This window comes from Blautia sp. BCRC 81119, from assembly GCF_003184505.1.
Lineage (GTDB): Bacteria > Bacillota > Clostridia > Lachnospirales > Lachnospiraceae > Blautia_A > Blautia_A fusiformis.
On sequence record NZ_QJHD01000009.1, the window covers coordinates 95,724 to 108,425 of the forward strand.

12 protein-coding genes are annotated in these 12,702 nt (G+C 46.5%); 5 read left to right on the forward strand and 7 right to left on the reverse strand.

The genetic code is table 11. The annotated features are described in order from the left end of the window. The first annotated feature begins 2 nt into the window (after positions 1-2). The 5 genes from DMI82_RS07430 to DMI82_RS07450 are packed head-to-tail and all read left to right on the forward strand — an operon-like array spanning position 3 to position 2,847. On the forward strand, positions 3-359 hold the full coding sequence (locus tag DMI82_RS07430; protein ID WP_022426852.1) for a hypothetical protein: 357 nt from the start codon (positions 3-5) through the stop codon (positions 357-359). Further along, positions 356-850, forward strand: coding sequence for a DUF4860 domain-containing protein (locus tag DMI82_RS07435; protein WP_110102959.1), 495 nt, complete (start codon positions 356-358; stop codon positions 848-850). The genes DMI82_RS07430 and DMI82_RS07435 overlap by 4 nt, the downstream gene beginning before the upstream one ends. After that, on the forward strand, positions 847-1,299 hold the full coding sequence (locus DMI82_RS07440; RefSeq protein ID WP_110102960.1) for a hypothetical protein: 453 nt from the start codon (positions 847-849) through the stop codon (positions 1,297-1,299). The genes DMI82_RS07435 and DMI82_RS07440 overlap by 4 nt, the downstream gene beginning before the upstream one ends. Further along, a complete protein-coding gene (locus DMI82_RS07445) occupies positions 1,296-1,781 on the forward strand; it encodes a hypothetical protein (RefSeq protein ID WP_110102961.1) in 486 nt (161 codons plus the stop codon). Before DMI82_RS07440 ends, DMI82_RS07445 begins: the two co-directional genes overlap by 4 nt. A 4-nt stretch (positions 1,782-1,785) precedes the next feature. Continuing rightward, a complete protein-coding gene (locus DMI82_RS07450; RefSeq protein WP_110102962.1) occupies positions 1,786-2,847 on the forward strand; it encodes a type IV pilus twitching motility protein PilT in 1,062 nt (353 codons plus the stop codon). A gap of 172 nt (positions 2,848-3,019) precedes the next feature. Here the strand turns inward: DMI82_RS07450 and DMI82_RS07455 are convergent, their stop codons facing one another. From DMI82_RS07455 to DMI82_RS07485, 7 genes are all read right to left on the reverse strand, one after another. Continuing rightward, positions 3,020-3,520 (reverse strand): COG2426 family protein, encoded by a 501-nt coding sequence (locus tag DMI82_RS07455; RefSeq protein WP_059086725.1) that lies wholly within the window; start codon positions 3,518-3,520, stop codon positions 3,020-3,022. Between the two features lie 16 nt (positions 3,521-3,536). Then, positions 3,537-4,595 (reverse strand): histidinol-phosphate transaminase, encoded by a 1,059-nt coding sequence (hisC, locus tag DMI82_RS07460; RefSeq protein WP_022426847.1) that lies wholly within the window; start codon positions 4,593-4,595, stop codon positions 3,537-3,539. Between the two features lie 178 nt (positions 4,596-4,773). Next, positions 4,774-5,949, reverse strand: a complete 1,176-nt coding sequence (locus DMI82_RS07465) for an NAD(P)-dependent malic enzyme (protein WP_015526165.1) — start codon at positions 5,947-5,949, stop codon at positions 4,774-4,776. A gap of 56 nt (positions 5,950-6,005) precedes the next feature. After that, the gene (locus tag DMI82_RS07470) at positions 6,006-7,199 is read right to left on the reverse strand and encodes an Ldh family oxidoreductase (RefSeq protein WP_015526166.1); all 1,194 of its coding nucleotides are present in this window, start codon (positions 7,197-7,199) and stop codon (positions 6,006-6,008) included. Between the two features lie 294 nt (positions 7,200-7,493). Then, a complete protein-coding gene (locus DMI82_RS07475) occupies positions 7,494-8,228 on the reverse strand; it encodes a FadR/GntR family transcriptional regulator (protein ID WP_015526167.1) in 735 nt (244 codons plus the stop codon). Positions 8,229-8,480: 252 nt separating this feature from the next. Then, on the reverse strand, positions 8,481-10,082 hold the full coding sequence (locus DMI82_RS07480; RefSeq protein WP_110102963.1) for an ATP-binding protein: 1,602 nt from the start codon (positions 10,080-10,082) through the stop codon (positions 8,481-8,483). A 154-nt stretch (positions 10,083-10,236) separates the two neighbouring features. Continuing rightward, entirely contained in the window at positions 10,237-12,696 is a 2,460-nt protein-coding gene (locus DMI82_RS07485; RefSeq protein ID WP_110102964.1) for a glycoside hydrolase family 3 protein, read from the reverse strand. Positions 12,697-12,702: the final 6 nt, after the last annotated feature.

A 12,702-nucleotide genomic window follows, 5' to 3' on the forward strand; every position in this document is an offset into this window, starting at 1 on the left:
GCATGGAACTTTTTGAAAGCCGCAGAACAAAATTTCTCAGAGCATTTTTTCTTCTCTTTCCGGCGCTGCTTCTGGTTTTATCCTGCACCTTGTTTGTGGCAGGTGTCAGCAGCACATCCGACCAGGCCGTACACAAAGAACAGGATGCTCTGGAACAAGCACTGAAAAACGGTGCCATCCGTACCTATGCCCTCACAGGCACATATCCCGAAAGCCTGTCCCAGCTTCTCTTGGATTATCATATCACTTATGACAAAACTAAATTCGTAGTAGAGTATGTTCCTAACGGTTCCAATCTCCTGCCGTCTATCAGCGTGATCGCTCTGTCCGGCAGTGCGAAAGGAGGGAATGCCTCATGAATCACCGGAAGAACACCGGACATTCCGTTTCTTCTCTTTTTTCGCTTCTTCTTTTCGGTGTTTTTGTTCTGTTCCTTATACTGATGCTGCTATTTTCCGCCCGAATTTACCAGCAGACTGTGAAACAGACTGACTCCGATTCCGAGCTTGGGACCGCAGCAACTTATCTGACTACCAAATTCCGGCAGCACGACCGCGGCGATGAGATCTTTTCCGGTTCCCTGGATGATATTCCTGCCCTTTGTTTCCGGGACGATATCAAAGGAAAAGAATATATCACGTATATTTACCTGAAGAATGACAGTCTGATGGAGCTTTTCACTGCAAAAGGCTCTCAGGCCAGTTCCGATGCAGGAACCGTCATCTCACAGCTTTCCGATTTCCGGTTTTCGGAAATGGAAAATGGTTTTTACCACTTTTCCCTGGAAAGTACCACGGGAGTCCGCTCGGAATTCCTGCTTCATCGCACTGGCAAAAAGGAGGCATCATGAAAGAATCAAGACATAATTCCGGTACCAGCCTTTTTCTGATGGAAATGATCCTTGCCCTTTTGTTTCTGTCACTTTCCTCAGCTGCCTGCATCCAGATCTTCGCGGCAGCACGAAAAAACCGGCTCCAGGCAGAACAGTGGAACCAGATCCAGGCTCTCACAACCTCAGTGGGCGAGATACTGGAAGGCACTGACGGAACCGATGAACAGTTCCTCTCCCTGCTTCCGGGGGGCATCAAAAAGAACACCAACCTGATCTGGTATTATGACCGTAACTGGCAGAGCTGCTCTTCCGGAGAAGCCGCCTGTGAAATGATCCTGGAAACAGATATTTCTTCTTCAGAAAAATCCGGCGAGCTTTCTTTCCGGCAGCTTTCCAACGGCAGTGAGCTTTACCGGATCACCCTGCGTTTTCCTGTTGATGACTACAGAAGGGAGGCTGTACATTGAAACAGAAGCATACGTTTTTTGTAACTGTCGGCATTCCTTCCTTGTTTCTTATCTTCTCTGTGCTGTGTCTCTGTGTACTTGCTCTGCTTACTCTTGGAAGCTCCAGATCCAGTCTTAACACAGCCAGACATTCTATGGAACAGACCGAAAATTATTACACCGGCTGCGCAAGCGCCACGGAAACCGTTTCAGAAATCCGTGATGATCTGGAGCAATACAGGGAAAAAGCTTCCGATGAGACCAGATATTTTTCCATGATACAAAAGCTTGCGGACACAAGGAACGATCTCAGCTGGGATTCCCACAGTCACACCCTTTCCTTCTCCGTTGGAATTTCCGAGACACAACAGCTTTCTGTAGTGCTTGAGATTTTTTACCCGCAGAAAAAAAGCTCTTCCGCTTATCAGATCCTGCAATGGAACACAGAGCTTACCGGATCCTGGCAACCTGACAACCACCAGAATGTATTTAAAGGAGAATAAACCTATGGATACCCCTATTCCTGAATTTTTAGCAGAAGCTGCCAACCGGCGTGTCTCTGATATCTTTATCATCGCAGGCCGCCCCCTGGCAGAAAAGATCGACGGTCATCTTTTGGACCGTGGTGACAGGCTGATGCCTGATCAGACAGAAAATTTACTCCGCACCATTTACGGCCTTGCGGAAAACCGCGATATATCCCGTCTTATGGAAACCGGTGATGATGACTTTTCTTTTTCCATTCCCGGTGTTTCTAGATTTCGTGTCAATGCCTACAAGCAGCGTGGTTCCCTGGCTGCCGTGATCCGCGTGATCGCCTTCCGGCTGCCGGATCCTGCAGAGCTTTCCATTCCCGAGGATGTGATGAACATCTCCGAATATACCCGTGGCATGGTCCTTGTTACCGGTTCTGCTGGAAGCGGTAAATCCACCACCATGGCCTGTCTGATCGACCGGATCAACCATACCCGGGAAGGCCACATCATCACTCTGGAGGATCCTCTGGAATATCTCCACCGCCATGATCGCTGTATCGTCAGCCAGCGCGAGATCTGTACCGACACCGAAAGCTATCTAACTTCTCTTCGTGCCACACTACGCCAGAGCCCGGATGTGATCCTTCTTGGAGAGATGCGTGATCATGAAACCATCCAGACTGCCATGACCGCTGCGGAAACCGGTCATCTTGTCCTTTCCAGCCTGCATACTCTGGGAGCAGCCAACACCATCGAACGCATCATGGACGTGTTTGAACCATCCCAGCAGCATCAGATCGCCCTCCAGCTTTCCATGGTCCTTCAGGCTGTGATCTCCCAGCAGCTGATCCCGGATGTGGACGGACGCAGCATTCCTGTTTTCGAGATCATGCGCCTGACTCCTGCCATCCGCAATATGATCCGCGACAATAAAGTACATCAGATCGAAGGCGTGATCTCCACATCCGGTCAGGAGCAGATGCGTTCTATGGACCAGAGCCTTCTGGAATTATATAAAAAAGGCCGTATCACCAGGGATACAGCTCTGAAATACGCTTTAAACGCGGACATGCTGAAGCGCAGATTTATGTAAGGATCTTCTCGGTATACCTCTGCCTGATATGTAAAAACACATAAAGAAATCCCTTACCGATCTCTGATATGTTTCCGGAATACAGAACACATATCATTTTACAGATCCGGTAAGGGATTTCTTTATTTTCAATCCGATCTCGATCAAAAAGACATTCCTTCTCTGCGATCGATCAATGCACTACATTTCCTACAATTCCATAAGAAACAATATACATAATGGCACTTGCCATAAAAAGTCCGCACAGGATCGCAATGGAGGATTTTTTGATATCCACCTCAAGAAGAGAGGCGATCAGTGCACCTGTCCAGGCTCCTGTGCCCGGAAGAGGGATTCCCACAAACAGCAAAAGTCCCAGAAATTCATATCTCTTGATCTGGTCACTCTTTCCCATAGCTCTGTTTTCCAGCTTTGTGATCAGACCTCTGAACGTCTTTGTTTTTTTCATCCATTTAAAGATCTGCCGGATAAAAAGCAAGATAAACGGAATCGGAATAATATTTCCCACGATACAGATCGGCAGTGCCTTCGCAGCCGATATCTTCAGCAAAGAAGCTGCCAGAAGGCCGCCGCGAAGCTCCAGTATCGGGATCATAGAAATGATGAACACAGCTCCCTCGGGAGAGATAAACTGTGCAAGGTGGTGTGAAAACCATTGTACCAGTACTTCCATAGTACCTCCTTAACTGTTATTTCTGCAGATATTCCGTCAGGAATTCTACCAGCTTTTTCATCTCCTCATCGGTACCGATGGTGATACGGAGATGATTGTCGATCCTGTCCTTCGGGAAATATCTTACATAGATATGTTTCTCCCTCAGTGCTGCGAAAAGCTCTTTGGCCGGACAGCTCTCATGTGTGGCAAAGATAAAGTTGGATCTGGAATCCTGAAAGGAAAATCCAAGCTTCCTGAGCTCTGCCTTTGTCCACTCTCTTGTTGTAATGATCTTATGGCAGCATTCCTCAAAATATGCCTTATCCTCCATAGATGCCACACCAGCCGCGATGGTAGTACGATCCATGGTATAGGAGTTAAAGGAATATTTCACATCATTGAGATATTTGATCAGCTCCGGATTTCCGAAGGCATATCCGATACGCATTCCTGCTAGGGATCTGGACTTGGAGAAGGTCTGCACAACAAGCAGATTATCATATTTTTCGATCAGCGGCAGTGCGGATGCTGCTCCGAAATCCACGTACGCCTCATCTACGATCACGATACTCTCCGGATTCTTTGCCACGATCTCCTCGATCTCGGAAAGAGGCATTTCCACGCCGGTCGGTGCATTGGGATTAGGGAATACGATTCCGCCGTTTTCACGGAAATAATCTTCCTTACGGATATGGAACTCCTCATCTAATGCCGGGCGCTCATATGGGATCCTTAAAAGATCTGCCCATACATCATAGAAAGAATAAGTAATGTCCGGGAACAGGATCGGTTTCTCTGAATTAAAAAATGTGAGAAAACACATAGCCAGTACGTCATCGGAACCAACGCCTGTAAATACCTGCTCGTCCTTCAGGCCGTAGAACGCGGCAATACTGTGTACCAAGTCTCCTGCTGTCGGATCCGGATAAAGTCTCAGGGTATCGGCATCAAGGGCCTTCAGCGCCTTCTCCACACCCGGAGCCGGTGAATATGGATTCTCGTTTGTATTCAGTTTGATCATGCCGCTCTCATTTGGCTGCTCGCCAGGAGTATACGGCACTACTTTTCGTATATTAGCTTCCCATGGTTTCATGCTGTGCTTAACCTCCTATCATATTCTTTTGCTATTGTACTCACTGCGAAGACATTTGTCAAAGGGTAATACCACCTGCTGGGAAACAAAAAGACACCCGTACCGGGTTACGGAGTACGGGTGTCTGATATATTCTTCTTAATGAAGGGCTGTTTTGGTTCGTATCAGGCGTTTAAGATCAGATACGTGCTACGCCTGTTGCTTTTGCTGCCTCTGCTACTGCTTTTGCGACAGCCGGTCCGACTCTCTTGTCGAATGCCTTCGGAATGATATACTCCGGAGAAAGCTCCTCATCTGTGATCAGATCTGCAAGAGCCTTGGAAGCTGCGATCTTCATCTCATCGTTGATATCACTTGCTCTTACATCAAATGCACCACGGAAGATTCCAGGGAATGCAAGAACGTTGTTGATCTGGTTCGGGAAGTCACTTCTTCCTGTGGAGATAACCTTTGCTCCGCCTGCTTTTGCGTCATCCGGGAAGATCTCCGGTGTCGGGTTTGCGCATGCGAAGATGATGGCATCTTTGTTCATGGTCTTAACCATCTCTGTTGTAACTGCTCCAGGAGCGGAAACACCGATAAATACATCCGCGCCAACCAGCATCTCTGCAAGAGATCCCTGTTTCTTCTGAAGGTTTGTGAGCTTGCTCATCTCTTCCTTAACCGGGTTCATTCCTTCTGTACGTCCCTCATAGATGGCACCCTTTCTATCGCAGAGTGTAACATCCTTGAAGCCTGCTTTCAGAAGAAGTCTGCAGATAGAGATAGCAGCTGCACCTGCACCGTTCATAACGATACGAACATCCTCTTTCTTCTTTCCGACAACCTTCAGAGCGTTTGTCAGACCTGCAAGTGTGATGACTGCAGTTCCGTGCTGATCATCGTGGAAGATCGGAATATCACATTTCTCTTTCAGTTTTTTCTCGATCTCAAAGCATCTCGGAGCGGAGATATCCTCAAGGTTAACACCACCGAAGGATCCGGAGATCATGTAAATAGTATTTACGATCTCGTCTACATCATGGCTCTTAATGCAAAGCGGGAATGCGTCTACATCGCCGAATGCTTTGAAAAGTACACATTTACCTTCCATTACAGGCATACCGGCTTCCGGTCCGATGTCACCAAGACCAAGAACTGCGGAACCGTCTGTTACAACAAGACACATATTCCATCTTCTTGTAAGCTCGTAGGATTTATTGATATCTTTCTGGATCTCAAGGCAAGGCTGAGCTACACCTGGTGTATATGCAAGAGAAAGGTCGTCTTTATTCTCAACCGGCACTCTTGTAACAACCTCGATCTTACCTTTCCAATCTCCGTGCAGTCTTAATGACTCTTTTGCATAATCCATTTTCTTTTCCTCCTTGGATAATTATGATATATTTCATTTCAAAAGGATTACCTGAATTAATAATTACCATTGAAGAATTTACTGTCCTTCGGAAGCTCATAGCCTTCAAAATAAGAGCCAAAATCAAGCTTCAGATAACTGCAGAGATCAGCAAGCTCTACCATGGTATTGTCGTTGACCGGAATGCCATTCTCTTTTCTGTCTTTTTCAGCAGCTACCTCTTTCTCGCCGTGTGTATAGATCCTGTCCTGACCGTCTGCCTTCGGACTCTCCCGAAGCGCCTCAAGATATTCTGAAAAATGCTTGCGGATCGCATCCGGATCTCCGAATGCCGCCGGGTTGATCGCCATAAATCCATGGCAGATACCGGTCTTGTCCGGGAATGTACAGCATTTGTCGGAGGTAACGCCCATGGAAAGAATAGAGCTGAACAGCTCACAGAGCATTCCATAGCCATATCCCTTATGGCTTCCGCTGACTTCCTCGTTTCCACCAAGAGGCATGATTCCGCCGCCCTTCTTGGCTACGATGTTTGCAAGTACATCCGGTGCATTATTGCTGGCATGACCGTTTTTGTCAAGTGCCCAGCCATCCGGAAGAGGCTTGCCCATCTTATTATACATTTCCAGTTTACCTCTGGTTACAACTGTTGTGGAACAGTCAAAGAAAAACGGATACGGGTCTGCAGGCATAGCGACTGCGATCGGGTTGGAGCCCAACATAGCCTTTCTTCCAAAAGTCGGTACCATGATCGCCTCGGAGTTGGTACATGCCATTCCAAGAAGGCCTTCATGGCAGGCCATGTTCGCATAATATCCTGCAATACCGAAATGGTTGGAATTTCGTACACTTACGATTCCCACACCAGTTGTCTTTGCCTTCTCAATTGCCTTTTCCATGGCAAAATGGCTGATCAGCTGACCCATTCCGTTATGTCCGTCTATCACAGCAGAAATCGGTGTCTCAAAAACAACTTCCGGTTTCGCCTGGGGATGAATAGTCCCCTTCTCGATTCCTTTATGGTAACGAACCATTCTCTGCATTCCGTGGCTCTCGATCCCATACAGATCAGCAGTCAGAAGAACATCTTTAATGATGCTTCCTTCTTCCTCAGAAAAGCCAAACGCTTTAAAAACATCTCCGCAGAAATGGTTCAGTGTGTCATAACTCCATTTTACATATCCCATAATCGCAAGTCCTTTCTCCTGATATTTCCGGCAGGTTACCGCCCACGCTGTGGCCTGCTGCATATTTTATATGATACTGCAGGGGTACAGTAACCTTCATCCTGTGCTGTCTCGTCTTATGCTGTCCTGCCTCATGCTATCTTACCTTACGCTGTCTAGTCTCATGCTGTCCCAACTTACGCTGTCTCATCTTATGCTGTCTCGTCATGAAGCCTTCAGGATGCTGCCATAATATCAAACTTTTTTGGTATTACCAATACAGTCCCTATTATAGCACGCGGTCTTACCAAAATCAATAGTGGTCTTACCAGATTAACGGGATTTTTACTGAAATTTTATTTAATTTTTTCAGGTGGATCAGCGATGAAATACAAGGCTGTTCTCCCCCTGCTGCTGCGCAATCTCCAGTATATATTTCTCAATGGTTTCCATATGTTCGCGCATCAGCTTCTCCGCCTGGTTCCGGTCTCCGGAAATAATGGCTTCCACCAGCCTTCTGTGCTGCTCATCCACCTCCAGAGCGGAATTATGTTTCTGCATAATATAGGCTCGGGTGCCGGAAATGATCTCCTCAGTCAGCTGCGCTGCCGCATCCAGGACATTGTAGATCATAGGATTCCCTGCGATCCTGCCAATCTTCGTATGAAGCTTCTTATCAAGACCTGCACGGGCTTTCTCGTCCTCTGAGCTCTCCAGCTGTGCCAGGATGGAACGCAGATCTAATGCATCCTTCTCCGTACAATTCCCGGCTGCAAGAAGCGCAGCCTCCTGCTCCAGCGCAGAACGAAGTTCCTGTACCTGCTGTACATGGCTGTTATTCAGCTGAAAAAGAAGGGCCAGTGGTGCAGAAAGCCACTGATCCATATTCTCGGTAATATAGTTGGCTCCGCCGCGGACCGTTGTGACAATTCCCATCAGCTCCAGTGCCCGCAGGACTTCACGGACAGCAGGTCTGGAAACTCCCAGTGATTCTGCCATAACACGTTCCGCAGGTAAAGTGTCCCCCGGCTTCAGTTCTCCCCGCCGGATATTTTCTATGATCTGCGCTAATATTCCGTCAAATGCTCGTTCTTCTGTAATCTTTGTAAACATGTCGTCCGTTTCGGCCGCCTTCCTTTATTATTGTGTTGCCTTCCTTTACATAAAAATCCCGGAATATAGACAAGTGGATATTTACCATTCTCAGTCATCATGCAGTTCTGCACCAAATGATCGCTCTGCAGCCATTCAGCCAGTCTGTGCATTTTGACTATTTGCCCTCTCTATTTTCCGGACTTTTATAGTAAATATTATACGATAATTCCCCAATTTAATCAATAGTAAATAATAAATTGGTAAGACATATTATTTTATTCCATTATTGAGAATGTTTTCCACTTCCTCCATCTGGCCCAGAAGCATTTTCTGGCGGTCGTCAAAAAGAAGACCTTTATTATGCCTGTAATACTGGTCAGAACCGTTCTCCCGAATGAACCAGAGACTATAATAGTTGGCATTCAGTTCTGTGATAAATGCCACCATTTCCTGGCTGTCCCCAAAAGCAGCTTCCATGAAGTCGAAGACGTTCTGAAGAGTAAGAGATATTTCGTCGGTTCGGTTTTCGTAGGCTTCGGTTTCGGATTCGAAGAGGACTTTCACAAACTCATAGTTCCTGTTTGATGATGGAATTTCCGATTCTGCTGCGGCACTTCCGCCTCCTGCCAGCTCTGAACCTGATCCGGTTTTATCTGATCCGATTGATTCCGATCCAATTGATCCCGAGGTTGATTTCAATCCGGACGCATTTTCAAAGAATGACACAACACGTTTCTGTATACGCTCCTGCTGTTTTGTAAGAAGCTCACTCTTTTTGTCCTTTTCAAAATCCGCCTCTGCTTTTTCCATGAGATTTTTTGCTGTGAGGCTGTCCTGATCTTCTCTGAAGTACACCATATAATCATACAGTTTCGTGAGGTAGGCATCGGTAAGATAGCATTCTGTAAAAAGCTCGCTGAGCTTTCCGTTGAGAAGGCTTACAATGCTCAGATGCTCGTCCAGGGAGGCTGTACGGATCTTGCCCAGAGTAATGGGATCCCACTTTCCTTTCAGGATGTCCTCCACTTTATAATCCGTTCTGTATTTATAATAGAGAGCCAGATAGCTGGCAAAATCCTTCGCGATCATCCTGTGCTGAATGTACTGGCTGACCACCTCACGGTCTACGGTTTTTCCAAGGATCTCATAAACCTGGATCAGACGGGAAAGATCCTCCCAGCCTCTGGCTGTGGCAAAGATCTTTCCGTCTACGGTATTCTCCACCCTGTAGAAATTTTTTCTGCGAAGCTCCAGATAGGAGATCACCGCCGGATGAATTCCCTGCTGATAGGCGTATTCCTTCCATACATCAAAGTCTGCCTCCACATCGATCTTCTTGATACGGTCCAGAGTGACCACATCGAATTCCCGGACGGATTTGTTATATTCTGGCGGGTTGCCTGCTGTGACGATTACCCAGCCTTCCGGCACCTTCTGGTTTCCGAAGGTTTTTCCCTGAAGGAACTGCAGCATCATCGGCGCTAGTGTTTCAGATACGCAGTTGATCTCATCAATGAACAGGATGCCTTCTTTCAGACCTGTTTTTTCCATTTTGTCGTAAACGGACGAAATGATCTCACTCATGGTATATTCCGTGACAGAAAATTCTTCCTCACCATAATTCTTTTTTACAATAAAAGGAAGTCCCACAGCACTCTGCCTGGTGTGGTGGGTAATGGTATAGGAAACAAGAGCAATCCCGCATTCCCTTGCTATCTGTTCCATAATCTGTGTCTTTCCGATTCCCGGAGGGCCCATAAGAAGGATCGGTCTCTGTCGGATTGCCGGGATCCGGTACTCACCGAATTCGTCCTTTAAAAGATATGCTTCTATGGAATCTCTGATCTCCTGCTTTGCTCGTTTTATATTCATGGTATTCTCCTTTTCACGGCATATAAAAAACTGCCTGCAGGATCCTCCGCCTAAAACGGGTTGCCTTGCGCGACATCTGCAAAAAATATGCCTGAATCCAATGATAAATCGAAAATTGAATTCAGGCAAGTTTTTCACTACTATATAATTTTTTTTATTCTGCTGTCAGTGTGTGTATCAGGTTCAGAATACGTCCCGCACACATTCTGACAACTTCTTCCGAAAGCTTTCCGTCTTCAAAAGCTTTTCGGATATTTTCTGCGTCGTCTGCATTACCAGGCATGATAATATCATTTCCTGCTGTCACGCATTTCCACGGAATACTTCCATCTTCCGGAACCGTTGTATTCCAGTCTGACATGATCACACCGTCAAATCCCCATTCTTTTCGGGCAATGGCTGTACAGAGATCAACACTGTTTGCAGCATGGACACCATTCAGTAAATTATAGGAAGACATGATTGCCACTGGTCTGCTTTCTTTAACTGCAATCTCAAAACCACGCAGGTAAATTTCCCTCAGGGCACGTTCTGATACCTGTGCATCTACGCCCATACGATTATCTTCCTGATTGTTGCAGGCAAAATGCTTAACGGTAACACCGCAGCCAGGTCTGCTCTGCACTCCTTTTGTCATGGCTGCTGCCATAGTTCCGGAAAGCAGCGGATCTTCGGAATAATACTCAAAATTTCTGCCGCACAGAGGGTTTCTCTGAATATTAAGACCAGGTGCTAGCCAGAGATCTATGTGGAATTCTTCCATTTCTTCTGCCACTGCTATTCCAACTTTTTCCACAAGGGCAGTATCCCAGGTCTGAGCCAGTGCAGTTCCAACCGGAAATGCCGTACAGAACTGATAATATCTGTCTGCGTTTTCGTGAGTCTCATCTGTTCTCAGGTATCCATTTTCCAGAGATCCAAGGACACCGATTCCATATACTGTGTCTGTTTCTCTGTCTACTTCATAATTCTGCTGAAGTCTCAGTCCTGCCGGCCCATCGGCCATGATCAGTGGGGAAACGCCATATTGCTCATAAAGAGCAGCCGTGGTCTCACCGGCAGAGCCAGGAACACGGATTCCTGCCGCCCCCAGATTACTGGAGATTCCAGCAATATTCCCATAAAACAGCGGGAGCAGATCCTTTGCAGGAATCTTATTTTCCGGTTGGCAGGTGCATTCTGTTCTCTTCTCTGGTTCAGGATAATAGATATATCTTCCAATCTTCTCATTCTCTGCCTTCTCTTTCCATTTCAGAGTTCTGGCAGAAAGATTCTGGCGGTCATAAACTTCTTCAGTAATATCAGTCTGATTCTCAAGGATATTCGTTTTATCCAGGATCACACTCTCCGGCACTTCAAGCATTGCAACCAGCGTAAGCGATGCAATGCTGTTTCCGACCCAGACAGCATAATAACCTTTTTCAGCAATCCAGGCATGCTGCTCTTCGGAAAAATATGCCAGTGTCTTTCTGTCGATCCTGATTTTCAGCAGTTCTTTTTCCCCCGGCTTCAGAAGTTTTGTTTTTGCAAAGCCAGCCAGTCGACGGTATTCCTTCCCTAATTCATCCTGTGGAAGAGACACATAGACCTGCACGACCTCTTTTCCCGAAAAAGTTTCTCCTGTATTCGTTACCTCTGCTTCAACTTCAACGCCATCCCCTGATGTTTTCATCCCATGGAAACGTATCTGCATTTCTGTGTAAGAAAGTCCATATCCAAACGGAAACAGCGGTTTTACACCAAAAGTATCAAAATAACGATATCCTGTATAAATTCCTTCCTTGTACTCTTCTCTTTCAAGCTTGCCATTGAGATAGCTGTATTCCTCTGCACACGGATAATCCTCATACCTTCTGGCCCATGTTGCAGTCAGCTTGCCGCCTGGAGTTACCTTTCCCAGAAGGACATTGGCGAGGGCAAGTCCGCCTCTTTGTCCAAGCTGGGAAATATTCAGGACAGCACAGATATTTTCTGTTTCTTCCAGAATATCTGTCAGTTCTACCGGACCGCCGGAATTCAGGATAAGTACTGTAGGAATCTTCTGTGCATCAAGGAACCGGATATCCTCCCGCTCCCGTCTGCTCAGATAATAATCTCCCTCGACCCTGCGCCTATCCTTTCCCTCACCGGAAATCCTGCTTACCACATAGATTGCTGTCTGGGCATCGACAGTATCTTCTGCTGTGACTGCACGGCCTTCCGGCATTGCAAAGGGATTTTCCGCATAGGCATCAAAAGGATTTTCCACAAACTTTGCTTCTTCCAGTATTTTTTCTTTCCATGCCCGGCGTGCTTCTGCGTATATTGACTCATAATTGGCCAGCCATTTCTCGCTTACGACCTGAATACCGTTTTCTTTCAGTCCCTGATAAATAGAAATGTTACTTCTGTTATTCACATCACCGGAACCTGTTCCGCCTTTCACTGTCTTTCCCGCACCGGCGCCGTATAAACCTATTTTCGTGGAAATATTCAGAGGGAGTATTTTTTTATCATTTTTCAGCAGTACAATACCCTCCTCTGCTGCTTTTTCCGAAAGAAGACCGTTTCGTATTTCACGGTCTGACATGCTGTGTTTCTTTGTTCCGCTGTGTTTCCATTTCTTAACTGTCATATCTTA

Bases quoted from the DNA above. Each gene is read 5' to 3' on its own strand.
- DMI82_RS07430 (WP_022426852.1), top strand. From the start codon at position 3: ATGGAACTTTTTGAAAGCCGCAGAACAAAATTTCTCAGAGCATTTTTT.
- DMI82_RS07435 (WP_110102959.1), top strand. From the start codon at position 356: ATGAATCACCGGAAGAACACCGGACATTCCGTTTCTTCTCTTTTTTCG.
- DMI82_RS07440 (WP_110102960.1), top strand. From the start codon at position 847: ATGAAAGAATCAAGACATAATTCCGGTACCAGCCTTTTTCTGATGGAA.
- DMI82_RS07450 (WP_110102962.1), top strand. From the start codon at position 1,786: ATGGATACCCCTATTCCTGAATTTTTAGCAGAAGCTGCCAACCGGCGT.
- DMI82_RS07455 (WP_059086725.1), bottom strand. From the start codon at position 3,520: ATGGAAGTACTGGTACAATGGTTTTCACACCACCTTGCACAGTTTATC.
- hisC (WP_022426847.1), bottom strand. From the start codon at position 4,595: ATGAAACCATGGGAAGCTAATATACGAAAAGTAGTGCCGTATACTCCT.
- DMI82_RS07465 (WP_015526165.1), bottom strand. From the start codon at position 5,949: ATGGATTATGCAAAAGAGTCATTAAGACTGCACGGAGATTGGAAAGGT.
- DMI82_RS07470 (WP_015526166.1), bottom strand. From the start codon at position 7,199: ATGCAGCAGGCCACAGCGTGGGCGGTAACCTGCCGGAAATATCAGGAG.
- DMI82_RS07475 (WP_015526167.1), bottom strand. From the start codon at position 8,228: ATGTTTACAAAGATTACAGAAGAACGAGCATTTGACGGAATATTAGCG.
- DMI82_RS07480 (WP_110102963.1), bottom strand. From the start codon at position 10,082: ATGAATATAAAACGAGCAAAGCAGGAGATCAGAGATTCCATAGAAGCA.
- DMI82_RS07485 (WP_110102964.1), bottom strand. From the start codon at position 12,696: ATGACAGTTAAGAAATGGAAACACAGCGGAACAAAGAAACACAGCATG.